The organism is Moorena producens 3L (assembly GCF_000211815.1).
Classification (GTDB): domain Bacteria; phylum Cyanobacteriota; class Cyanobacteriia; order Cyanobacteriales; family Coleofasciculaceae; genus Moorena; species Moorena producens.
In genome coordinates, this window is sequence record NZ_GL890929.1 from 22884 (window position 1) to 45024 (window position 22141).

Below are 22141 nucleotides of genomic sequence, written 5' to 3' on the forward strand. Positions count from 1 at the left end.
ACACAGGAGGAATAAGTTATGCACTTCATTGTGCGAACTCTCAAAGCATTATTGATCTGTGGGTTAATCATAAATCTGGTTTTTTTGAGTGATGCTCAAGCATGTTCACGGGTCCTTCATGCGTCTTATACAAAAGACGTCACACCGACCTATGCTGTCACTGGCCGCAGTATGGATTGGTATGAAGACATTAAATCCAATCTATGGATGTTTCCGGCTGGAATGGAGCGAGATGGGGTAGTAGGTAAGAATTCTGTTGAGTGGAAGTCAAAATATGGAAGTGTGATCGCTGCTGGCTTCGATACAGCTACTGCTGATGGGTTGAATGAAAAAGGCTTGATGGCAAATATGCTGTATCTTGGCGAAGCAGATTTCGGCGAGCGTGACACCTCCCGTGAGGGAATATCATGGTCAGCATATACTCAGTATATTTTGGACAATTTTGCAACGGTTCAGGAAGCGGTAAGTGCATTGGAGAACGATGAGTTACAAGTCGTTGCCTCACCGCTTCCTAGCGACAGCGGTCTCGCCCATCCCCCTACACTCCATTTTTCTCTTTCAGATCCACTGGGTGACTCGGCTATCTTTGAACACCTCGAAGGCAAGCTGGTTATTCACCATGGAAAGGAATTTGCGGTGATGACCAACTCTCCTATCTACGACGAGCAAATAGCACTCAATGGTTATTGGGAATCAGTAGGTGGCGATGCTATGCTACCTGGAACACGCCGAGCAGCTGACAGGTATGTACGAGCGAGCTATTACCTAAAGAATCTACCTACTCCTCAGTCCGACAGACAAACACTGGCCAATGTAATGTCGGTCATGCGCAATGTATCAGTTCCATTCGGAGCAAGTGATCCAGAACAACCCAATATTTCCACTACCATTTGGCGAACAGCAGCAAATCACCTTAGCAAAGTTTATTACTTTGAATCCACTTTATCCCCCAATATTATTTGGGTCGAGCTGACAGCAGATGACTTGAAAGAAGGAGCACCAGTCAAGAAGTTGGAACTCTCAGGAAACTATGATCTAGTCGGTAATGTTACTGGTGATTTTATTGAAGCAGAGGCATTCAAGTTTACTGGCCCCTGCGATGAGGGAATTCCAATTGAAGACCTTCCAGATTTCTGCCTTGTCCGGTATAGCAGTCGATGTAAAGCTTAAGACATATTTCTGCTTCCTGCTCCCTACTCCCTACTCCCTTTCAACCAAAATACTCTGTCCTAAACTATACTTCGGTTGCTATAAGCTCAGTAGTCCCATCCTAGGCTAGCTTGAGGTACGAAACCCAGCTAAGACAAGCCTTGGCGTGGCTAATTAACCTTCCCGAAGGAGTCGCCCCAGAGCATCGGCTACCCTTCGGGAAGGCTACGCCAACATCGTTTGGGTCAGGCTATCCCAGGCAAAAGCCAATCATGAGTTACCCTGTGTATATGGTGCAGTTACAAGAGGTGCGACCCGTGGCGAATTTAATTCGCCAACGGAAAGCGCACCTAAGGAGATAAATCGAGGTTCCTTAAGCTTGAGAAAAATGTCGCTTATATCAATAATGATAACTATTACATCAGTGATATTAGTAAAATTATTGGGATTATAGTGAAAATGCTTAAAGGAGAAGGGTAAGCATTTAGCAGTCAGCAGTCAGCAGTCAGCTTAAAATCAACCTCGTTCCCGGGTGTAGTAATTAGTAAGTCCAGTAGGATGGGTTAGTGATAGCGTAACCCATCATTAATTGACGGTTAGTCTGGTAAGCACAAAAGTGCTGGAGTTCTTGAGCTTGCTTGGTTTCCTAAGCATTTATCACAGCAAATGCTCTGGGGGGTGGAGGCGATTGCTCTTCGTGAAGATAGATGGAAAAAACCAATACCATGTTATTCCCCGTACTCGACCCAGCCAATAGTGATTGGGATTTCGCTGAAGTTTGGATTGACCCCATGCTATCCCCTCCCTACATCCTGCTGTTACTGGGTAATTCATCAGGTAGTTGTTGTGTGTACGATCCTGCTGAGAATTACAAGGTTGTGTTTAGTGGAGCAACCTATGATGAAACCCAAACTTGGCTGTTAGAAGATGAATACGAGCCAATGGAAGGGCGACTTTCAGCATCGGAGTTATAAAGATTCCTGGTCATTCCAAATTCGCGGGTTTCACGATTCGAGCTTGGATCGTAAGCCCCTCGTCAAGCTCACAATAGCTTGCTTAGCACTCTGTGGAGTTAGATGAAAGTTGACAATAGTTTCAGCTAGCCATTCGGCACCACCACCTAAAATCACCTGCCACACAGCAGCAACCCCTTCATCTTTTTCTACCATAGTCACTCTACCTACTAAATTCTCGAAAGCAGCAGTAAGACTGACTATACCTCCACCAGCAAAAGGTTCAAAAAGTTCCTTGTCTGTACCACCTTTATTATACAACCATTGGCGAATTTGGGGTATTAGCCAAGTTTTACCACCAGCATAGCGAAATGGGCTACGTTGGGGGACACTGGCTACATTGATGACTTTTTTAGGACTGGTGAGAGAGGCAGTATTAAATAGCTCAAGTTGAGTCATTGGCTTATCCTTTATTGCGCTGACCCTGGTAATCCGAAGACCTCTGCAAGAGGATTGTTGGAGATATAAATCTACTCATAGTACTTATGCAAGTCTAAGACTACCGCAAGAAGGTCAAGATATTGATTGAAGTTCTACTGCGAAGGGTGACACTAGATGATTGGCAATATAGTCAGCAGCAATCAGCCGTCAGCTGTCAACTGATTGCTGATTGCTGATTGCTGATTGCTGATTGCTGATTGCTGATTGCTGATTGCTGATTGCTGATAGCTTACCCTCGATTCGATCTCAATAATTCTTTCAGCAAAGTCAATAACTTAGCCGGGCGACCTGCTATCGCTGGCTCCGTTAGAATACCTTGGGTTGGGCTAAACAAAAATGCCAGGAAAAATAAGCTAAAGATTACCATTACAATTGCTGGACCTGATGGCCAATTAAAATAATAGCTTATATACATGCCACTGACACTGGAAATAATTCCAATCATTGAGCCTAAACCCATCATATGATGTAATTCTTTGACTAATAAATAAGCGGTAGTCGCGGGTCCGATTAACAGAGAAATAACCAGCAACACCCCTACCGTCTGCATACTGGCGACAATGGTGAGAGTAATCGCCAAGATTAACCCGAAATAAATTAGTTTTACCGGTAAACCGCTAGCTTGGGCTCCCAAGGGATCAAAGGTATAGAATAATAGCTCTTTATAGAACAACTTGGTTAATACTAAAATTACTCCTGTAATCACCAGGGTTTGCCAGACATCTGCTGGTCTCACCCCTAAGATGTCACCAAAAAGAATATCTTCTAAGTCAAGTTGGTTAGTTTTCAGAACCGTAATTAGGATGACTCCTAAGCCTAAAAAACTGCTGAGGGTCAACGCCATTGCTGCATCGACTTTGACTCGGGTACGCTTAGGAATCACCGCTACAACTAAAGCGCTAATGATACCTACAATCAATGCACCAATAGAGATATTTATTCCTAAAAAAAATGCGATTGAGAGACCAGGTAAAACCGAATGGGCAATCACACTACTAATCAGGCTCATTTGTTGTACTATTAAGTAGCTGCCTACCACTGCGCCTAATATCCCCAACAGCACAGCCGTTGCGATCGCATTCCGCATAAATTCAAAACCTAGGGGCTCAATCAGCCAATTCATAGTAAATAAAAGGGAGTAGGGAGTCGGGAGTCGGGAGTCGGGAGTCGGGAGTCGGGAACTTGGGATCAAAAATTATCACAATTGATTTAGGAAACCTATAATTATAACCAACTAATGATAATTGATTTAAATTTAGGATGAAGTATTATTTATTTTTTCAATCTTGAAAACATTGTCAATGGTTTTACCAGCTGTTTTATCCTCCCATCCTAGGGCTGTTAAAAATTGCTCTGCTGAGGTCGTTTCTACAACATCAACTCCCCATTCTCCGGTTTGGAGAGTATCAGGAGAATTACTTAAGGGTGGAGTTTTCTTTAAACCTCCTAATATTAAGATATCTGGCAAAAAATCCCCCTTTTTTTGACTAATCCGCTTCTCTACTAGAGCTTGAGCACACAATTCTCCAACTTTAGGTGCAGTAAACTCTTGAGTAGGGAATAAAATTTCAACCATCCAATGGGGATGATCTAATTTACGACACTTTAAGGATGGATAGTTACTTAATCCTTCAGCAAATACCTGAGTGAATTCTTCCCGGTTTAGTTCAGGAAAACTATCTTCTGATAGTTCAAAGTTATGGGAAAGCAACATCCGACCAGTTTGAGAGTCAGTCATAAGTCCTGTGATATCCTGTTTGATCAATTTTCCAGCCCAGCAAGAATCAGTATATATTAGGTTGGGTTCATTGCTGAACAGTGAACCCTATCTAACATGTATTACTCTCCTACTCTGGGACTGACAGACTTAGCAGGCTCTGCACTCAGAACTAAGCACTCAACACTCAGCCCTCAAGCTGCGGCCAAACTCATCACCTTACCATAAGCCTTGCTCAGGTTTTCCGGTGTCAGCACTTGGGCCCTTGAACCCACAGCAATCAGTTGCTTATTCAATAAAAGGAGTTGATCATAATGAGCTAAGGTTTCTCCTAAGTCATGGCTGATCACTAGTAAGGTTTTGTCTTGGGATTTAAGTTCACTAAAAACCTCAAAAATAATGTCTTCCGTCTTTTTGTCGATGCCCACAAATGGCTCATCAAAAAATAATAACTCCGCTTGTTGAGCTAGAGCCCGCGCTAAAAATACCCGCTGCTGCTGTCCACCAGAGAGTTCGCCAATTTGACGGTGGCGATACTCGAACATACCCACCCGTTCTAACGCATTCTTAACAATTTCCTTAGATTGGCGACTAGGAGACCTAAACCAACCGGTGTGGACTGTACGACCCATCATCACTACATTCCATACCGTAATCGGATAGTCCCAATCAATTTGCGATCGCTGAGGAACATAAGCGACTCGTTTTAATTGACTCCGGAGGGGACGGGCTGCCAATTTCACTACCCCATTCACTGCTGGAATCAGTCCCAGCATCGCCTTCACCATAGTACTTTTGCCAGCACCATTGGGCCCCAGTAAACCAGTTAATTGTCCTGGCTGGAGGGAGAAGGATATATCACAAATAGCCCAAGTGTCTCGGTAACAGACTCCTAGGTTATGGACTTCTAACATTAGGTTTTGTGAGAACGACTACCGATATCATAGTTTAACGTGCCTGCAACTGATTGTCGTTCTCAGCTAAGCCTTGTAAAATGATTCTTGTTCTTGATCCCTACTAATTTAAACGGGTTGATCTATGCTGAAACCCTTACCAGTTAAACTTCCTAGCATCTTAGCTAGTGCTGCTGTCGCCCTTGGGGTAGCACTAGGTGGTTGTAGTCAAAGCAGTGAAACCTCATCAAGGGAGAAGCCACTAGTGGTAGCATCCTACAGTGTGCTTTGTGACTTAACAACAGAAATTGCCCAAGATACCATTGATATGGCCTGTCTGATTGAACCAGGTCAAGACCCTCATACCTACAAAGCTACCACCTTAGCTCGCCAATCCCTAGAGCAAGCCCAACTAGTTCTATACGGTGGCTACGACTTTGAACCAGAAGTTATTAAATTAGTTCAAGCCACTAATACACCAGCTCCTAAAATAGCGGTGCATGATCAAGCTGTGCCTAGTCCAATTATGGCGGAAGCACATCACCACGATGATCATGAGCAAGAAAAGGATGACCATAAGGATCACCATAAGGATCACCATGATGATCACCATGACCATGAGGAAGAAAAGACAGGATCCGCTCACAGTGATGAGGAACTAGAGCCCGACCCCCATATTTGGCATGATGTCCAAAATGGTATCAAGATGGCAGAAGTAATTCGTAGCCAACTGGCAGCACTTAACCCAGATGATCAGGAATTGTATGCCAAGAATGCCAAACAGCTAACCACTGAACTGGAACAGTTGGATGCTTGGGTCAAAGCACAAGTTGCTACCATACCCAAAGGGCAACGCCAACTAATTACTACCCATGATGCCCTAGGGTACTACATTAACGCTTACGGTTTTTCTGATTCTGATGCGTTGCAAGGGCTTAGCGCAGAAGAAGCACCGACAGCAGCACGGGTGAAAGAACTGGTACAGAAGATTAAGAAAAGTAAGGTACCAACAATTTTCGCCGAAGTAACAACAAATGATAAGGTTATTGGCACTGTCGCCAGAGAAGCAAAGGTTAAACTCTCAGACCAAAAGTTATTTGCAGATGGTCTAGGAGAAAAAGGGAGTGATACTGGAACTTATATTGGCATGATTACTAGCAATACCTGTGCCATTGTAGATGGTTTGGGGGGAAATTGTTCTTCTTTTGCTGCCAAAGCTGCTAAATGATTGCTGATATATAGCGTTAATTGCATGTATGAGGTACAATTATTAACCTCAAAGTCCCCCTTTTTAAGGGGGATTTAGGGGGATCCATTTGTAAGTCATGAGTCCTATAAACGCTATAATTTTCCTCGAATACCGTTGCCACTAAATCCGCCAGTTTTGTAGAGGCGATCGCCCAACACAGGAAACATCTCTATCGGCTTATATCATCAGCTGACGGTTGGTGTAATAACGATTTAATTTTCAGGAACGCCTAAGCATTATATTTCTTTTCCCACTCTTTTACGGCCATAGCATAATTTCCTTGAGCACTAATTAAGCTCCAAAATCTTCCAAAATCTTCCTGAGCATTGTCTAGGTTAAATTCCATTTTATGACTTTTGTTTTTGAGAAACAATTCAATATTAGCATTGACGGTGTTACAGTAATCAATACAAATATCAAGTCGTTCGTAATTAAACTGTTTAGGAAGGATTATTGATTCTGAGTAACCTTTAATTATAGGACTATCTAGGCGTTTTGCATAACTTTTAGCCGTTGACATGATATCCCGCTTTAAATGTACATAAAAAGCACAATCTCCATATTTTTTTTCCAAGGAACCGAGAAACCACGACAACCTATTATCTACTTCAATATGATTTTGAGAATATTGAAGGCGCTGATCTCCTATCAAAGATATTCTAGATTCGTGAGATACTGTATAGTTTTGAATATGCTGACAGGCTTTAGCAAATGTTGTAGAGCCACATCTTCCGGTACATAAAACAAAAACATTTGAAAACATAAGTTATCTCAACTCCGGATAACCAGACCATCGTAAGCCATAACGATATTGTGATGAAAATCCTTTATATATGTAAACAGCAACTCTTTGGTTTTAAGATCTGGATACTGTCGAGCCCCAAAATGAGTTATGATCGCCTTCTCAGCATGGGTAGCAGTTAGCACTGTCTTAAGTTGTTCTATGTCAAGATGAAATCCATTTGTTTTCTTTCCTCCAACCGGGCAAGATTCAGCAATGAGAATATCACAATCCTTAGTTATACTCAAGAGAGAATCGCATAAAATGGTATCAACACAATAACAAATAGATGTGTTGTCTAAGTGTAATTGAGCGCCGATGACTGGAGTATTATGTTTTAATGCTTGAGTCTTTATGGTAAAATTATCGAAATTCAAGGTTGTATCTTTAGCAACTCTAATCTCAATAGGAAATCCTAGTTTATCCCTCGGTTTCACAAACGGAAAAGAAAACAAAGTCTCCAAGTAACTCTTTAGACTTTCATGGATGACAATTGTCAGGGAAGCAGGCTGGAACATCGGTAAAATATGTAGCCCATAACAGTGGTCTAAATGTAGGTGTGAAAGCATAACAGTAACATTTTTACCACGAACGCTTTCTCTGTCTATTTTTCTAACCCCAGTGCCTAAGTCAAATAAAACAATATCTCTCTCATTTACAAATACCCCTACACAATTGGTAGCACCTGATGTGCTGTCAAACCAACCAGAAGTTCCATAAAAGACGATTTCCAAGGCTTTAGTCTCCTCTTTCATCAAAGTATCTCTTGATTTTTACAGCATACTCGTTGTTTTCGTTACGCCATTGCCATGCTCCATATTCATTAATTGTAAGATAATCAGCGATCGCAAAATTATCATCCTGAATTAATTTGTGGCGATCAGAATAGCGACGATTTTTATAATCTCCCTGAACAATATGATAAATCGTATTTTCTAGGTAAGAAACTCCTCCTTTAATGGTATGAAAAACTTTGTCTCCCCAAGAATGATATAGATTATAAAACGTATGATTAAAAAAAAGCGTCTTTAGAAGAGTCGAATGATATCCCATAGCAGAGGCCAATAAAACCTTGTCGCCACCCCCCAAAATCATAAAGTCGGGGAAGCCTATCTCTGTTATGGTGGCTGCCTTTGCCGCCCATCCAAAGCCCGGATTACATCCAAGACTTAAGCTGATGCCACTTTTACTGAAATAATCTTTAACTGTAATATCACGATTGAAACTCGTGACCACGGATTTGCGGCTAAGTCCAGTTAGGGAAAAATGGCCATTCTCAAGCTTTACATCTTCGACTCGATTGAAGATCTGAACCAGTCGGTAGTTTTCCAGTTTATCTTTTAATTGCTCTTCCCAACCCTTGTTAGTAAAAACGAGATCTGCATCAGCCCAAACAACATATTTATGCTTTTCATTCAAATGGGATAACGCTACGTTATAGAATCTTTCTTTTTGCCAAATTACGGAAGCCGAGGGAATCTTGATGATTTTAAGATTCTCCGAGGAAACAATACTGTCAGTATCTAAGCCATAACAAACCAGGATTATATCAACTTTTTGGTTCCTTAAGCAAGCTAGTGATTTGACAAGAGCAATATACCTGGATTCACTATTTGAAAAATTAAAATAAGCTAGAATAACGACCGTATCCATAACTGCAGTGATCCTTTTCATTGGTACTACTATACAATGGAAAGGCTCTCCCCATAAAAAATATATAGGAACCCTAAATCATTTTACAACTTCTACACGGATTCCTATATAGGCACTGATTGCATTATTGTTCAAGAAGCAAATGGCTTATTAATGTCGTCCCTAATGCTTTTGGGGTTGTTTGCTTTCACGTAGTGTCTCTATCATGAGAATCGAGGTGTTCGGCACACAGCCCCGTGGAACCACGCCAGTGAGGTCTTGGGGGTTACTCCCAAGACCTTACTACATCGCTGTTCCCTGATCGGAAGTTCCCTGATCGGAAGTTCCCTACTCCCTAAAACCTACTCCCTAAAACCTACTCCCTAAAACGAAAGTACCTCACCCACTTGATAGCTATATTATCGGTAGTAAAATTCAAAATCTTTTAATGCTGCTACTCTGGCTCGATTAAAATTATAGTGATAGCCCAGTTTGCGTTTCAAGGAAGCCCAAAACGTTTTCTGTTTTTTCTCATGAGAAGCATCTAGATGTTTTTTGACTTCATTAATCCTGTCCCAGCTAGAACTTCTGCTAATAGTGAATCCTGCTTTAGCAGCAGCCAGTCCTAAGGTAATACCTGAGCCACCATGAATACCTTGTAACTCAAAATAGCGCCCGATCATACCCCATTGTTTAATAAATTCTTTTTCTTTGCCACCATCTCTAGAAACAAAAAATAAAGATTCTCCTATATAAATTGCTTTGTCTAAGCAGATATCTAACTTAGAGGCTATCTGTTTAAGGGGCTTTAATCTTTCTGGATTATAGTTTTGTATATGCTCGATAATATTTCCTTGATGTCCTGCTGTAATTCCAGGCAGTACTTCAATAGTTTCAGGTAAGCTACCTATAATCCTGGTGTCAGCATCAATTTGTATGGCGACAGGAAACTTTGACAAAGCCTTCTCAATCTCAAAGCGTTTGTCATGATAACAATGAAGAATTCCTGTTTGCTGGTGTTTAAACGCTAAAACGTTCTTACAGTTATCAAAATCCTTGACATCATCGGTGGCAACTATTAATAATTTTCCTGGAGCATACTTTTCTAAATCTCCTGCTAGTTCTTTGGCAAGAAAGCGATACTTACTACGGAGAGCTAAAGTACAGAAGCAAAAATCTTTTTCTGGCTTAATCATAGTCTTCTCCAAAAACGGTTTTTTCCTTCCTATCTCTTGGTGCGCGTTCCCTTGGCGACAGAACATCGCGCCTGTCGCACCACTTTCTCAATTCAGAGTTTGAGCTGAAACTTATCCAGCTGATTTTCCGACTGCCAATCACCATGTAATGGCTTAAACGGTCGTGGCTGGAGCTATAGTCTCAAGCCCTAGCTACCTGAGCTATCTCAGGCTTAGTTATATAATTCCCAGAAATATAAAGCTAGTCACAGTATGGATGCGAAAAGTACCATCAATAGGAAATATCAGTCAATTAATAGACGTTGAGAAATTAACTATTATATGTATCGAATAGATGAGCGGAAAGTTTTTATGCTTTATTCTGCTGCTTTTGCGTTCCCGTAGCGGCTCTTTTGGAGCATCCCATTTCCCCCACGGCTTAAGATAGCCCAGCCTTCATAACAACCCAGCCGTAACCAGTCAACCTCTGAGATGAGAATTAGATCTCAAATGACACTTGTAAATGTATCGCTAAATGTATACCAGTTTACGGCTGAAGTTGTTGTTTAGTGATACCAACTACAACCACAGAAGTCTAATTAGATTTCCCTTTCAAATACGCTTGAGCAAGCTTAACCCATGAGTATCAGTGCCACAGGTATTAAATAGATTGTAGGTAGCACTCAACTGCAACACAAGCTTAGTTTGTTTTGGACTAGGTTGCCAGGGTTCAGGATTAGTGTAGGCATAGTAAGTTTCAACACCATCAATGCCTAAGTGGGCTATAGCAGTAATTAACTCATCTGCTGACTTGCGGTAACGGGCTGGATGAGCCAACACTGCTAAACCACCGGCCTGATGGATAGCATCAATCACTGCACCAGCCTTAGCATCATTACCGGTCGGTGCGGTTCCAGTGAAATAGCGCTTTAAACTAGGATGTTCTGGCTCAAAAGCATAGCCAAGGATATGAACGTCATCATTAAGGAGTTTGGCGGTAATTTCGACACCAGTCCAGAAGTGGGGTAATGAATCACAGAAAGATGACTCCTGCTGCCATTTTTCTATGCAAGCTTGAGCAACTTGATAACCAGCAACGGAGTGGTGATCGGTTATGGCAAGTCCCTTAAGACCAATGGTAATTGCCTGCTTAATCAACTCTTCCGGTTTGAGCCGACCATCAGAGTAAATGGTGTGCATATGAAAATTGTAGCGATAGGGACAGCTATCAGGCTCAATCGTTTCCCACACTTGCCGGAGAGCTTGTTGATTTTTTGCTGCTATCTTAGGTGAAGCAGACCCTTGAGCAATATTGACTACCATAGATACTTACTGTAATGACTATAGGTTGATTGACCAGATTGGATCTGCAGCCGCGAAATACTTTTAAGGGTCTAGGCCAATGGTTGAATCGCTCTAGGTTAAATCGCTCTAGGTTAAATCGCTCTAGGTTAAATCGCTCTATGCTTCTGACAAGCGTATGAAGCGCCCCGACTTGAGCACGAAAGCTCTCAACTGCCCCTGGTGTACCTAATCCCGAACTCCATTAGCCTAAAACCTAGAATAAAAATAAATAGAAATACGCGGTACGAGTTTTCAATTGTTAACATAACCATAGCAAACTTAATACTTTGTCGGTGTTGGCTTAACTACTTAAGCTTTACCTAACTCTCCTCCTTACTTGGTTGCAGAAGGAGATTTAAGTCTAATTACCATGGCCAATTTCTGAGTTACGAGTCTTCCAAGCTAGTTCCAAAACCTTAGTCCAGCGCTTTTGCACTTGTTTTTGGGTACACTTGAGAGCTTTGGCAATTTCTTTATCACTCTTTTGCGCCTGTTTCAGGGGCAGTAACGCTAGCTGTTGGCTATCGAGTTGGGCCACAAAGATATCCCACTGCTTCGATGACATCCCTAGTTTTTGATCCAGGTCTGCTCCTAGCCATTGGTGTACCAGTTTCCACTGAGCTGAACGAGAGAACTTTTCTACATGGTATTTAAAGCGCTGTTGTAGATAATCCCGCTGACGGGGTGTCAGACCCATGATTTCGTCAATCTCTGGTGCAGCCAGGTCTTGTAGCTTTAGCACTAGATAATCAGCACAGTCATTATGACCGTTAGACTCTAGGTATTTGATCAACTCAGAGATAATGCGATCGCGTAAAACAGCATCGCTGGGGTCAATGGTTTTCTCAATCAGGTTTGAACGTACCTGTTGTGCAGTAGCTGAACGGTTGTGCTCTTGGGCTTCTTCATCCCTACCATACTCCACAGCCTGTTCAATATCCACAGGGGTTTCATTAGGCTGACGTCGGGAAAAGCTTTGTGCTCTGAGTACAATCAACTGCTGGCTACCGCGACCACGTAGGGTAATGCGTCGCTTAGCATATTGCTCACTAAAGCCCATGTACTCTGCTAGTTCTAGCTGGGTACGGGGAGTGTAGTCAGAATCGACAGGATTTTCCCGGCGGAAGGCTTTGAGGCACTCAGCGTAAAAGTCCTGTAAAAAGTCCTCAATCAAATTGTATCGAGCAGAAAAGTTTAACTGAGATTGGGACGGTGCCACATGGCGATAAACCATGGTACTCAGGTTACTATGGAGTTCCACACGACCCTGCCGAGAACCTAGTTTGTAGTATGACAGACATTTGTGCAGTCGATGACGTGCTAGATTCAACTTCCAAGTATCAATTTCACCGGAATTCTGGATGCGATCGCTCTTAGTACAAATCCGTTCTACCTCCAAGGTGATCCGGTGGGCAACCGCTTGAATACTCCTGGATTTAGTTCCAATTTCCGACTGGAGTTCCTCCACTAAGACCTGGGTCAAGTTTTGGTTTTGATTATCTAGAGTAATTTCCGGAGCCTGATTGTTAGTGGCGGAATTTTGATTATTAGTAACCGTTTTAACTTGCATGGTATTGCCCCCAAAAATAGATTCACAGAATTGCCATTAAACAAGCAACAGAGGAAATGTGTGTGAATGTGATCTACAAACCTTGGAGTGGTCCGCTGTCCTTTGTCCTTGTCCACCCTAAATGTAGACTCGTGAGTCTAGCCCTGGTTCGGTGAGTGTGTGACTACTCTAAGCTGACTAGTTGTGACCCCCAGCACTCCTGTAGTTTCCGTAGGATTACATAACGCTGAAATGCTTACTATATATAGCGTTCAATACTTTCAACCATCAAGATGATTCAGGATGACCAAAACCTGAGGAGTGGTCAATCCAGAAACTGACTGAACTAGTGATGACTTTTCCGTAAACGACTAAGGTTTTGTTGTAGTCAAGTAGTGCTTGATGCTCTCATTACCCAACCTGAGCTGACTAGTTAATCACTAGCTAAAGCACTAGCTAAATCCAAGCGATCGCTTCCTCCCAACCTGAGCTGACTAGTTAATCACTAGCTAAAGCACTAGCTAAATCCAAGCGATCGCTTCATCCCATCCCAAACCCTGCCGCACCATCATCGGTTCTGAACTAGTCAGGTCGAGGATAGTTGAGACTTGAAATCCCGGTTCTAAGTCATTGTCCACAATGATGTCTACTAGACCATCGAGAGCATCAAATAGTTTAGCCCGTTCCAATCCCACCGTTGGAGTGTCACCATCCTGATTCGGTAGATGAGCTGAGGTAGAAATAATTGGATGACCTAGAGCTGAAAGCAACGCCTGACAAACGTTATGATCTGGGACTCGGATACCAGTAGTTTTACGATTGGGACTCATCACCAGCTTAGGTACTAACTTGGTTGCTGGTAACAAGAACGTATAGGGTCCCGGAATCAAATGCTTCATAATCCGGTAAGCTGGATCACTTACCCGAGCATATTTAGCAATATTGGACAGAGACGAACACAAAAACGTCAGGGGTTTATCATTGGATAGTTGCTTCAAACGCCTAACTCGTTGCACTGCGGACTTCACATGTACATCACAACCAATGGCATAGACAGTGTCAGTGGGATAGAGCATCACTGCACCATCTTCCAGAGACTCTCTTATTTTCTCTATTCGACGTATTTGAGGTGTTTCCGGATGGATAGTATAAATAGTAGCCATAAATATTGTTGAATTCGTCAATATTGAATTGCTAAAGCCTAGCCTTGGGAAAATTCACCAAGGCCAGACATAGACACGGTTCTGCCAAAGGATTAAAAACTACTCCGACCTAAGTGTGTTGCCAGTTTGGCTTTTTCTGACTCAGATGTCAGTATAGTTAGCAAGATCTGGCCATAATTCCCTGATATAGACCTGTAGGGTTTGTGGGGGATGAATTGCTCCAAATCCTTTTGTCTTAATTAATTTGTTTTAATTAATTTGTCTTAATCAAGAAGATCTAGAATGACAAAGCTAGCTTACTTAGATTGTCCCACTGGAATTGCTGGTGATATGTGCCTAGGAGCACTAGTTTCTGCGGGTGTACCGTGGGAATATTTAGTGGACAAGCTAGCAGGACTCGGAATTGAGCAAGAGTATCACTTAAGACTTAGCCAAGTACACCACAATGGTCAGTTGGCAACCAAAGTTGATGTAGATTTACCAGATCAAAACTATAAGCATGATCACCATCAACAGGAACACGGCCATGAACACCACCATGAACACGGCCATGAACACCATCATCAACACAGGTCAGGCATAACAGAGATCAGTACACCTGAGCAGAATCATAATCATCATCCCACACGACACTTACCAGACATAGAAAAATTAATTACAGCAGGAAAATTACCCTCAAGAGTATCCCAGTGGACTCTTGCTATCTTCCGGAAACTAGCAGAAGCCGAAGGAGCCGTTCATGGTATTTCCCCAGACAAGGTTCACTTCCATGAAGTAGGCGCTACTGATGCCATTATCGATATAGTTGGTACTTGCTTAGGCTTAGATTGGCTAGGAATTGACCAAATCTATTGTTCCCCACTCCCCACTGGTGGCGGTACAGTATGGGCAGCTCATGGTCGGCTACCGGTGCCAGTACCAGCAGTACTGAAATTGTGGGAATCCCGTCAGGTGCCAGTTTACAGTAATGGGATTGAGCGGGAATTAGTAACACCAACAGGAGCAGCGATTGCCGTTACCTTAGCCACTAGCTTTGGTTCACCACCAGCAATGACTATCCAAAAAATAGGTAATGGTGCCGGTTCTCGACAATTACCCATTCCCAATATGTTGCGATTGTGGATTGGTGAGTCCTCAGAAGCTGTTAATGTTGGCAAGTTCAAGGTTAAACCGTCAAACTTACCCCCACAAACCCTACACCAGTCACCCCTTTCTGCTAACTCTTCTTCTGCTAACTCTTCCCTAGAAACTATCTCAGTCCTAGAGACTCAAATTGATGATCTCAATCCTCAAGCCATTGGCTATGTATTCCAAGAGTTATTTAACGCTGGTGCTGTGGATGTGTTCACTCAAGCTATTGGCATGAAGAAATCTCGACCCGGTATCCTCCTGAGTGTGATCTGTCATCCTCAAGATCTAGAGGCCTGTCAGGCAGTATTATTCCGAGAAACCACTACCTTAGGAGTGCGACGTCTGACTCAGCAAAGAGCGATCTTACCTCGGGAAATCCAGCAGGTACAGACTAAGTATGGCCAAATTAGTGTGAAAGTGGCTTGGAGCGATCGCTCACCTCACAAAACGATTATGAATGTCCACCCAGAATACCAAGATTGCGCTAAGTTAGCCAAGGAAAATAACTGCTCTTGGTTAGAAGTACATCACTTAGCACTCTCTACTTGGTATTCTCAACATCAAGCAAAGGGAGCAGGGAGTAGGGAGTAGGGAGTAGGGAGTGGGGAATCGGGAGTCGGGAGTCGGGAATCGGGAGTCCGGAGTTGGGAGTCGGGTTTCCAGGTAAGCTGACAGCTGACGGCTGACAGCTGACGGCTGACAGCTGACAGCTGACATTATTTCTTCTTGATGCGATTAATTTCCCGTTGCAATTCCTGGATTTGACGCTGCAACTGTTCCGCTTCATTCACTGAGTTGTTCGATGGTGGATTCGAGTCAACGTCAACTGCTCCCTCTTTGGTAACACGTTGATAATTGCCCTGACGAATTTGGCGATATTCCTCGGAATTTGCCCACTTTCGCAGGTAGTGTATGCGTTCAACTGGAAAGGGATGGCTCAGAAATTGACGATTAATACCACCATTATAGAGTAAAAACTTATAGATTTGATTGAGACTGTCTTGGTCTAGTTCTTGATAATTTTCTGATTGACGGATAAATTCATCAAGACTGCATTCCTGTAGATGCTTAGCACTCCCACCAGACACTTTCATCATCGTTTGCATCACAGTCTTCAGGTCATCTATCACTAGTAAGGCAGCACGGTCAGCGGATAATTCAGCTTTGCGACGCCATTCATAAAAAGCGAAAAGTAAGCCAGTGCTGACGATATTCCCTAAGCCAAAGGTCATTTCACTTAAAATAGAGGCAGCATTCATTGCCCAAATACCCATCTGAATTAAGATGGTGTGACCGCACTTGATATGTCCTAATTCGTGAGCCAGGATAGTACGAATTTCTGCTTCATTGAGTAAGTCTAATAAGCCAGTGTTTACAACGATGTAAGGATTGTCTTGACCTAAAGCATAGCTATTAACCTGAGAGTTTTGACTAACAAATAGGGCTGGTTCGGGATTTACATCTAAATCCCGAACACATTCTCGAAATAAGTGATAAATATTGGCATACTGGCGCGGTCCGACTTTGATACTGTTCCCCATCAGATAGACAAACTGGGGACGCTCGTAAAGAAATTCCACAAACTTACGAGAAACTAAGTCAAAACCAGGGACACTGCGTAACGCTTGCTCTGCTTGTTGGTCAAGGGGGTGTTTGAAGGCTTCGCTGGAAATTCCGGGATAGGTGGCCATAGTAGTCCAGTACTTTAGTGGTCTAGTTCTTTAGGCATTAGGCATTAGACATTAGACATTAGGTACTAGGTATTAAGTACTAAACCCAAAACCCAGAACCTAACACCTAAAACCTAACACCTAAATTTGGCTTGTGTCCTTGCCAATTCTTTGATGATTAGTTATAATACTGATATCGGAATAGTAATCTAAGTGAGAGGAAAATAACAAATGAACAAGTGTGTTGGTACTACTGAAGCAGCATCTCTGTTGGGTATAACTCCTCGACGATTACGGCAACTGCTTGAGTCCGGTAGAGTAAGGGGTGCTTATAAAAGCGGTAAATTCTGGATTATTCCCCTGTTCAACTATTTGCCGCAAATCACCAAGAAGAACCGGGGACCGAAAGGAACTTGGCGTAAAAGTCGTCCTCCGGCTTTAGCCAAAATTAATGTCAATCGTAATCGAATTGGCTCCAATAACCACAAAAGCCCTGAAGAGCGGCTACCAGTGATTTCGGTAAAACGAAGTGGCCACAATAACTATGGCAACCAGGTAGAAATCCTCGGTCCGTGTCGGATTGTGTATCAGCCGGATAACCCTCTTGATTGTGGAGCTCGTCTGTGGATCGAAACCTTCAGTGATATTCACTTTATCGGTGGCAGTTTTCCCGCCAGTGGTGCTTAGGAGAAAGTTAAAGGTCGTTTGATCAAAATTTCAATTAACTAATCAGAAAATTCCTAAGTTCGATAAAATCAAATCACAATGTCTCTTGAGCTGTATTGTGCATCCATTTGTTGCTGAATCAATTCATTGCATTAATCCCAATTGCCCAGCACCCTACCCTCAGCCAAGGGATAACAACTTTTGCAATGGTTGTGGAGCAAAGTTAAAGCTCAAGAATCGCTACTTTCCTCTCCAGCTTTTGGGTTCAGGAGGATTTGCCAACATATACACCGTTTGGGATTTGCAGTCGAAGACAGAAAAGGTGCTGAAGGTTCTGCTGGATACTAAACCGAAGGTATTGCAGCTATTTCAGCAAGAGGCAGATGTTTTGCAAGGTTTGGATCATCCAGGCATTCCCAAAGTTGAGCAAGATAGCTATTTTGTCGTTGATCTAGGTGTTGAGGCACAGCCAGACCTGCACTGTTTGGTTATGGAAAAAATCAACGGTTCAACCTTGGAGCAAATGCTCAGGGATCATCCTCAGGGATGTCCAGAGATATTAGTGCGAGACTGGCTCTACCAGGCAGCAGAAATTTTACAGGTGTTGCACAATTGTGGAGTGATTCACCGTGACATCAAACCCTCAAATTTAATGCTACGGGAAACCACCGGAGAGCTAGTGGTGATTGATTTTGGGGGAGCTAAACAATTGAGTATGGGTTCTGAGTTTTCTCAGAATGATTCGACTCGGTTGATTACTCCAGGTTACTCTCCACCGGAACAGATAACTGGTGCAGCCATTGGACCGGCTGCTGATTTCTATGCCCTGAGTCGAACCATGATTCATTTACTGACTGGTCAAGAGTTGAAGGATTTACAAGACCCAGTAACTGGTCAATTTCGGTGGCGAGAGCAGGCAGTGGTAAGTCATGACTTGGCGGACTTGCTAGATGAAATGCTCAGCGTAGTACCCCAACAACGACCAACAACTACCATTGAGATTCATCTGCGTCTAGGTATGACTCCTAGCCCTAGTTACCAGCCTATCCCAGCACCAGTCTATTCGTTTCAAGGAAATCAGGTAGCTGCTCTGGGGTTATCTAGCCCTAAACTAACACAATCTGTGACAGGGTTGACTCATTCGATCACATCCCTAAAACATTTCCTATTAGCAGTAGTGATCAGCATCGCACTAGCTTGTCTCGATAGTGTTTGGGAGATGTTCCTCGGAGCTTTTGGGGGAGTTTTTTGTGCAACGGTTGGGTTTATGGTATTGAATTGGACAAGTCTTGGGGAGAAAGTGACAAATTGGCTCTCTGACCAACTGTATATGATCTTGCCTTCGCTGCAAATAACGATGTGGCAAGAAATGCTGTTGTTTGGGGCGGCTGGCTTAGGTACAGCTTGGGGGTTGACCGCTGCAGGAGGCTTTGGTCAGCAGCGGCGTTTTTTAGTGGCAGGGATAATGGGTATTTTTGGTTATAGCCTGGGATGGTTGATGTGGCAGGCAACGGTACCTACGCTATTATTGGTGTCTTATGTACCTGACCAGGGGTTGCTGCCATGGATTACTGCGGTTACAGTAATGCTCCTGGTACTAGGATTAGGGCTACCCAGTCATAATCTTGTTCATGCCTTAGTGGTGGCAGCAGGAACTGGTGGCGTATTTGGGGGTCTAGTGTCATCTGATCTATTGCCAGCAGGATTTGTGGTTAATATGTTTTCCTTTTCTAGAACCGGTAAACTGGATTTCTATCAGCCTATGACTTTTTTTGCTATGTTGGCTATGCTAGAAGGATTTTGGCTAGGGGTGAGTTGTTACCTGCTAGTGCCAGTAATGCGTTGGTTTGGTTGGCGTTAAGGGAGTAGGGAGTAGGGAGTAGGGAGTAGGGAGTAGGGAGTAGGGAGTAGGGAGTAGGGAGTAGGGAGTAGGGAGTAGGGAGTAGGGAGTAGGGAGTAGGGAGTAGGGAAGTTGGAAGTGGTAAAAAATCCTGTGTATCTAATAGGTATGAGCAACGCTATACTCGATTTTATTATGGTTTTCTAAGGTAGATATCACGTAATTTTAACGGAAGAGTCTGATACTTAAGATTAAGTCCGGTAGAGTAGTTATCCTTGAAGGGTATTGGTTAATTAACAATTTTTCGTTAAACAGTCAATTTCTTTCGGGCGCTTTCTTGATTAGAGGTGATTGAGATGACTAATAATATAGCACGTTGGGGATTAACTAAGGCTCGTCTTCTAGGCTCTGGTGCATTTTTATTGGGTATATTGCTACCCACTACTCTTTATGGCTTACCTGCTAAGACGATTGAAATCGGTAATGGTAAGACTGTGTTTAACCGTGCTCCGCGTTTAGTTAGGGCAGCTACGAGCTTTACTAGAGTAAGGGTTCCATCAACGTACCAATTCACCCTCAGATTACCTGAAGATGCTGGAGAGTCTTTGCAAGCTGTAACGATTACCCAGAATAAAACTAATATCGAGAAAGTCAAATTTGATCCGAGAAAGAGTCGTGGGTTTGTGGGCGATACTTTTGCTGGTGGCTCATCCCTGACCTTGGCGAATATTGGCGGGAATGAATCGTCTAACTCGGATCAAGTAACTGTTGTGTTTGATCCACCGGTCACTCCTGGTCAAACGATTACAGTTTCGGTTAGAGCTAAGGAAAATCCTGAGTTTAGTGGTTCTTATTTATTTGGAGTCACGGCTTTTTCTACTGGAGAGAATAGCCCTGGTTTATTCTTAGGTAGCCGTAGGTTGTTTTTTGATGAGTTTGGAGACTAACCGGCAAGTGGGTTAGTCCTAGTGTAAGCATTCAGCTATCAGCATTAAGCTATCAGCATTAAGCTATCAGCATTCAGTGGGAAGTTTATGTAGGGTGGGCAGTACATCAGACAGATAAGATCAGCTGGGAAAGCCCGTTAGTAGGCACTGCCCACGATCGGATTAATTACTTGTAGCCAGTGTATTTAGCAAATGATGGCTTGACCGGAATAGCTGATGTTATGTAGGGTGGGCAGTGGATTAGACAGATAAGATCAGCTGGAGGGCGTTGGTACCCACTGCCCACCATCGGATTAATTACTTGTAGCCAGTGTATTTAGCAAATGATAGCTTTACCGGAATAGTAAGAAATGGAGCTGAAGCTTGATCACAAAGAACGACAGTATAGAAAAGCGATCGCGTAGCGTGACCATTCGCGTAGCGTGGCCTAAAGGCCAAGGTCAATCGCTTTTCTAATACCAGTCAGCTGATGGGAATAATGAAACACAGGAAACTTTAGAAGATGGGGAGTCATATCAGCAACTGGCTCCCCTTTTTACTGGCTGCATCCCTATTCCATAAAATTACTAAATTGTCGATTTCACTTATTTTATAAATCCTAGAGATTGCTTTCAGTAATTTTAGTATTAATCTCGCCATAATCTGCTATTTAACTATACAATGTACTACACTGAATACCATGACAGTAATGAGAGCATTTATCTCTTTTTGATGAGATGGTTTTTAGGATTAGTCTAGAATTAAAAAATAGAAATGAACGAACCCATAGCTGACTATGACAATCCTTGGAAAGAAGCATTACAAGCGTATTTTGAGTCATTTTTGCAGTTTTGTTTTCCCCAAGTACACACTCTGATTGATTGGAATCAGACACCCCAAGCCCTTGATACAGAGCTACAGCAGATAGTTGGTGCTGCTGAATCAGGAAAACGAATCGCTGATAAATTATTCCAGGTGTGGCTCTGTGGTGGAAATGAAACTTGGGTCTTGATTCATGTAGAGGTACAAAGCCAAAAAGAATCAACCTTTGCTAAGCGAATGTACCAATATCATTACAGGGCATTTGACCTGTACGAAAAACCTGTGATTAGCTTAGCGGTATTGGGAGATGAAAATGCGTCTTGGTCTCCATCGTCCTATGAATATGGCTTGGGAGGTTGTCGCCTGAGTCTAGAATTTCCGATAGTTAAATTATTGAACTATCAGTCAATGTGGCAGGTGTTGGAATCGAGTACTAATCCCTTTGCAGTAGTGGTGATGGCTCATCTAAAGACCAAAGCTACCCATAAACAACCAATGGAGCGCAAGCGATGGAAGTGGTACCTAGTTCGGAGACTTTTTGAACGAGGTTATAGTAAAAACGATATAGTGAAGCTGTTCCAGTGTATTGACCAAATGATGGCTTTACCGGAAGAGTTAGAACTGGAGCTGAATCAACAACTTGAACGTTATCAGGAGGAAAGACAGATGCCTTTGATTAGTCGAGTCGAAGAAAGGGCAATGAAGAGGGGTCTGGAACAAGGACTTCAACAAGGACTTCAACAAGGACTTCAACAGGGACTTCAAGAGACAGTGGTTAAAATTTTACAAAATCGGTTTGAATCGGTATCACCGGAATTGGTGGGAGCGATTAATAGCATAGAGGATATCTCTGTGTTGAAACAGTTGATTGATCACTCTCTTAAAAGTAAATCCCTTGAGGAATTTGAGCAGCTCTTGGCACAACATCAGCTTAGTCAGGAGAATTGAAGAGTAAGGACACGGGCAAGATGCCCGTTCCA

General features: G+C 42.8%; 24 protein-coding genes. 9 read left to right on the forward strand and 15 right to left on the reverse strand.

Annotated features, from left to right (window positions below; genetic code table 11):
- Positions 1–18: 18 nt before the first annotated feature.
- The 3 genes from LYNGBM3L_RS16430 to LYNGBM3L_RS16435 all read left to right on the forward strand — a co-directional run bounded on the left by LYNGBM3L_RS16430 (position 19) and on the right by LYNGBM3L_RS16435 (position 2123).
- The gene (locus tag LYNGBM3L_RS16430) at positions 19–1170 is read left to right on the forward strand and encodes a linear amide C-N hydrolase (RefSeq protein ID WP_081431945.1); all 1152 of its coding nucleotides are present in this window, start codon (positions 19–21) and stop codon (positions 1168–1170) included.
- 110 nt (positions 1171–1280) lie between these two features.
- Positions 1281–1511, forward strand: coding sequence for a hypothetical protein (locus LYNGBM3L_RS40950; protein ID WP_131827239.1), 231 nt, complete (start codon positions 1281–1283; stop codon positions 1509–1511).
- A 345-nt stretch (positions 1512–1856) separates the two neighbouring features.
- A complete protein-coding gene (locus LYNGBM3L_RS16435) occupies positions 1857–2123 on the forward strand; it encodes a hypothetical protein (RefSeq protein WP_008185476.1) in 267 nt (88 codons plus the stop codon).
- Positions 2124–2153: 30 nt separating this feature from the next.
- Here the strand turns inward: LYNGBM3L_RS16435 and LYNGBM3L_RS16440 are convergent, their stop codons facing one another.
- From LYNGBM3L_RS16440 to LYNGBM3L_RS16455, 4 genes are all read right to left on the reverse strand, one after another.
- Positions 2154–2561, reverse strand: coding sequence for a DNA adenine methylase (locus LYNGBM3L_RS16440; RefSeq protein WP_008185477.1), 408 nt, complete (start codon positions 2559–2561; stop codon positions 2154–2156).
- 271 nt (positions 2562–2832) lie between these two features.
- Positions 2833–3726, reverse strand: coding sequence for a metal ABC transporter permease (locus LYNGBM3L_RS16445; protein WP_008185479.1), 894 nt, complete (start codon positions 3724–3726; stop codon positions 2833–2835).
- Positions 3727–3858: 132 nt separating this feature from the next.
- Positions 3859–4341, reverse strand: a complete 483-nt coding sequence (locus LYNGBM3L_RS16450; protein ID WP_008185480.1) for a DUF2656 domain-containing protein — start codon at positions 4339–4341, stop codon at positions 3859–3861.
- 173 nt (positions 4342–4514) lie between these two features.
- Positions 4515–5234: a metal ABC transporter ATP-binding protein gene (locus LYNGBM3L_RS16455; RefSeq protein ID WP_008185482.1), complete on the reverse strand. Its 720-nt coding sequence runs from the start codon at positions 5232–5234 to the stop codon at positions 4515–4517.
- 124 nt (positions 5235–5358) lie between these two features.
- Between LYNGBM3L_RS16455 and LYNGBM3L_RS16460 the strand changes: the two genes are divergently transcribed.
- Positions 5359–6441: a metal ABC transporter solute-binding protein, Zn/Mn family gene (locus LYNGBM3L_RS16460; RefSeq protein WP_008185484.1), complete on the forward strand. Its 1083-nt coding sequence runs from the start codon at positions 5359–5361 to the stop codon at positions 6439–6441.
- A gap of 250 nt (positions 6442–6691) precedes the next feature.
- On the opposite strand, the gene LYNGBM3L_RS16465 is transcribed toward LYNGBM3L_RS16460, so the two are convergent.
- The 7 genes from LYNGBM3L_RS16465 to LYNGBM3L_RS16495 all read right to left on the reverse strand — a co-directional run bounded on the left by LYNGBM3L_RS16465 (position 6692) and on the right by LYNGBM3L_RS16495 (position 14106).
- Positions 6692–7225 carry a hypothetical protein gene (locus LYNGBM3L_RS16465; protein ID WP_008185486.1) on the reverse strand — a complete coding sequence of 178 codons (534 nt, stop codon included), beginning with the start codon at positions 7223–7225 and terminating at the stop codon, positions 6692–6694.
- 8 nt (positions 7226–7233) lie between these two features.
- On the reverse strand, positions 7234–7998 hold the full coding sequence (locus LYNGBM3L_RS16470) for an MBL fold metallo-hydrolase (RefSeq protein WP_008185488.1): 765 nt from the start codon (positions 7996–7998) through the stop codon (positions 7234–7236).
- On the reverse strand, positions 7982–8917 hold the full coding sequence (locus tag LYNGBM3L_RS16475; protein ID WP_008185491.1) for a hypothetical protein: 936 nt from the start codon (positions 8915–8917) through the stop codon (positions 7982–7984). The genes LYNGBM3L_RS16470 and LYNGBM3L_RS16475 overlap by 17 nt, the downstream gene beginning before the upstream one ends.
- A gap of 377 nt (positions 8918–9294) precedes the next feature.
- Complete coding sequence (locus tag LYNGBM3L_RS16480) at positions 9295–10071, reverse strand: hypothetical protein (protein ID WP_008185493.1); 777 nt, start codon at positions 10069–10071, stop codon at positions 9295–9297.
- 591 nt (positions 10072–10662) lie between these two features.
- A complete protein-coding gene (locus LYNGBM3L_RS16485; RefSeq protein WP_008185495.1) occupies positions 10663–11373 on the reverse strand; it encodes a PHP domain-containing protein in 711 nt (236 codons plus the stop codon).
- Between the two features lie 382 nt (positions 11374–11755).
- Entirely contained in the window at positions 11756–12964 is a 1209-nt protein-coding gene (locus tag LYNGBM3L_RS16490; protein ID WP_008185497.1) for a HetZ-related protein, read from the reverse strand.
- A gap of 500 nt (positions 12965–13464) precedes the next feature.
- Positions 13465–14106 carry an L-threonylcarbamoyladenylate synthase gene (locus LYNGBM3L_RS16495; protein ID WP_008185499.1) on the reverse strand — a complete coding sequence of 214 codons (642 nt, stop codon included), beginning with the start codon at positions 14104–14106 and terminating at the stop codon, positions 13465–13467.
- 282 nt (positions 14107–14388) lie between these two features.
- Here LYNGBM3L_RS16495 and larC point away from each other — a divergent pair, with 282 nt between their 5' ends.
- Positions 14389–15828, forward strand: coding sequence for a nickel pincer cofactor biosynthesis protein LarC (gene larC / locus LYNGBM3L_RS16500; RefSeq protein WP_008185500.1), 1440 nt, complete (start codon positions 14389–14391; stop codon positions 15826–15828).
- On the opposite strand, the gene LYNGBM3L_RS40955 is transcribed toward larC, so the two are convergent.
- Both LYNGBM3L_RS40955 and LYNGBM3L_RS16505 read right to left on the reverse strand, forming a co-directional pair.
- Positions 15769–15954, reverse strand: coding sequence for a hypothetical protein (locus tag LYNGBM3L_RS40955; protein WP_131827238.1), 186 nt, complete (start codon positions 15952–15954; stop codon positions 15769–15771). The genes larC and LYNGBM3L_RS40955 overlap by 60 nt on opposite strands.
- Positions 15954–16928 carry a M48 family metallopeptidase gene (locus tag LYNGBM3L_RS16505; RefSeq protein WP_008185504.1) on the reverse strand — a complete coding sequence of 325 codons (975 nt, stop codon included), beginning with the start codon at positions 16926–16928 and terminating at the stop codon, positions 15954–15956. Before LYNGBM3L_RS16505 ends, LYNGBM3L_RS40955 begins: the two co-directional genes overlap by 1 nt.
- 210 nt (positions 16929–17138) lie before the next feature.
- Between LYNGBM3L_RS16505 and LYNGBM3L_RS16510 the strand changes: the two genes are divergently transcribed.
- Positions 17139–17594 carry a helix-turn-helix domain-containing protein gene (locus LYNGBM3L_RS16510; RefSeq protein WP_008185506.1) on the forward strand — a complete coding sequence of 152 codons (456 nt, stop codon included), beginning with the start codon at positions 17139–17141 and terminating at the stop codon, positions 17592–17594.
- 97 nt (positions 17595–17691) lie between these two features.
- A complete protein-coding gene (locus LYNGBM3L_RS16515) occupies positions 17692–19434 on the forward strand; it encodes a serine/threonine protein kinase (RefSeq protein ID WP_008185508.1) in 1743 nt (580 codons plus the stop codon).
- On the opposite strand, the gene LYNGBM3L_RS45835 is transcribed toward LYNGBM3L_RS16515, so the two are convergent.
- Complete coding sequence (locus LYNGBM3L_RS45835; protein WP_154659822.1) at positions 19431–19589, reverse strand: hypothetical protein; 159 nt, start codon at positions 19587–19589, stop codon at positions 19431–19433. The genes LYNGBM3L_RS16515 and LYNGBM3L_RS45835 overlap by 4 nt on opposite strands.
- Positions 19590–19769: 180 nt before the next feature.
- Between LYNGBM3L_RS45835 and LYNGBM3L_RS16520 the strand changes: the two genes are divergently transcribed.
- Complete coding sequence (locus LYNGBM3L_RS16520) at positions 19770–20360, forward strand: DUF2808 domain-containing protein (RefSeq protein ID WP_008185511.1); 591 nt, start codon at positions 19770–19772, stop codon at positions 20358–20360.
- Between the two features lie 297 nt (positions 20361–20657).
- Here the strand turns inward: LYNGBM3L_RS16520 and LYNGBM3L_RS43715 are convergent, their stop codons facing one another.
- Positions 20658–20804, reverse strand: coding sequence for a hypothetical protein (locus LYNGBM3L_RS43715; RefSeq protein ID WP_154659823.1), 147 nt, complete (start codon positions 20802–20804; stop codon positions 20658–20660).
- A gap of 309 nt (positions 20805–21113) precedes the next feature.
- Here LYNGBM3L_RS43715 and LYNGBM3L_RS16525 point away from each other — a divergent pair, with 309 nt between their 5' ends.
- A complete protein-coding gene (locus LYNGBM3L_RS16525) occupies positions 21114–22109 on the forward strand; it encodes an RpnC/YadD family protein (RefSeq protein WP_008185513.1) in 996 nt (331 codons plus the stop codon).
- Positions 22110–22141: the final 32 nt, after the last annotated feature.